The 1,688-nt window shown below is 66.9% G+C and carries 1 protein-coding gene; it reads left to right on the top strand.

The features are described from left to right. Nucleotides 1–133: 133 nt before the first annotated feature. Nucleotides 134–1,348, top strand: coding sequence for an IS110 family transposase (locus ACLBYA_RS31560; RefSeq protein WP_447713423.1), 1,215 nt, complete (start codon nucleotides 134–136; stop codon nucleotides 1,346–1,348). The last annotated feature ends 340 nt before the right edge of the window (nucleotides 1,349–1,688 follow it).

Raw genomic sequence — 1,688 nt, 5'->3', positions numbered from 1 at the left:
CCGCTGATATAGATCGAGTTGGTCCTTCTCAAATGCCTCCGGAGGTGTCAGGAAGGGATCTGTAACTGATTCCTTTTCGGGGTCCGCGTGTTGACGCACGTGGAACCTCCTGACACACCCCGGAGGTGTTGTTGTGTCTGTGCATGTAGCTCCAGTCACGTCGTCCACGATCGTCGTTGCCGTCGATGTCGGCAAGACCTCAGCAGTGCTTTCGGTGACCGACGCGGCTCGCCATCGGTTGCTCGCGCCGTCGGAATTCGCGATGACCGGGTCGGGTCTGGCCGCTGCGGCGGCTCGCGCGATGGCTGCCGCATCTGCAGCGGTGCAGGTCAAGGTGGGCGTGGAGGCGGCCGGCCACTATCACCGACCGGTGCTCGACCATCGATGGCCCGATGGGTGGGAAGTATTGGAACTCAATCCCGCTCAGGTCGCCGAGCAACGCCGAGTGCAGGGACGACGCCGGATCAAGACCGACGTGATCGACCTCGAGGCGATCACCGAGCTGGTGCTGGCCGGGTACGGACGCCCGGTCACCGATCGCGATGTCGTGACCGGTGAGATCAGCGCCTGGGCCACACATCGGAGCCGGCGGGTCGCTGCGCGTAGCGCGACGAAGAATCAGCTGCTCGGCCAGCTGGACCGCGCCTTTCCTGGACTGACCCTGGCCCTGCCCGACGTACTGGGCACCAAGATCGGCCGGCTAATCGCGGCCGAGTTCACCGACCCGGCGCGGCTGGCCGGGCTCGGAGTCACCCGGCTGATCCGGTTCGCCGCGACCCGCGACCTGCAACTGCGCCGCCCCGTCGCTGAGCGTCTGGTCGCCGCGGCCCGCGATGCACTGCCAACCCGAGACGCAGTGATCGCGCGCCGGATACTGGCTGCCGACCTGGTGTTGTTGGCCGATCTGGACGACCAGATCCAGTCCGCGGAGACCGCGCTGACCTTGCTACTGCCGCGCAGCCCGTACGCGACGCTGACTTCGGTACCGGGCTGGGCAGTGATACGAGTATCCAATTACGCTGCTGCCCTTGGCGATCCGAAACGCTGGCCGGGACCCCGGCAGATCTACCGCGCGTCGGGGTTGTCCCCGATGCAATACGAATCCGCTCACAAACGCCGCGACGGCGGCATCAGCCGTGAAGGCAGCGTCGCCCTGCGCCGCGCCCTGATCGACCTTGGTATCGGACTATGGCTCAACGAACCGGCCGCCAAGACCTACGCCCACGGACTCAAAGATCGCGGCAAGCCCGGCGGCATCGTCGCCTGCGCGTTGGCCCATCGCGCCAACCGCATCGCCCACGCACTCGTGCGCGACCACGCCACCTACGAACCGACCCGCTGGGCCTAGACCCCACCGCACCACACCCCCGGCGAAAGGACCGACCAACACCCTTCACAACTCCCGTCGGTAGTGCCACGCTAAGCGGACGGGACGAAGGGCCGGATCAGATGCCGTACCCGCTATGGCGAACCCCCGGGTCACGCCGAGGCTAGCTTGGCACCCGGCCCTTCGCCTCCACGGCAGCCCGAACGACGCCAGATAACCCACCGAGGTTGCATACGTCAGCGTGGGCGCCAGGCACCCGCCCCAACCCAGCAGCACCACCGACCGCACGAAAACACGCCCGGCCTTGGGGCGTCGACCCACTACGGCCTCCACACCCCTTGACTCGACCTACAGCCAGCTA

Source organism: Mycobacterium sp. C31M, assembly GCF_053345865.1.
Note: the sequence above shows the minus strand (reverse complement) of the source record. Positions and strands in the feature narration are given on the sequence as shown.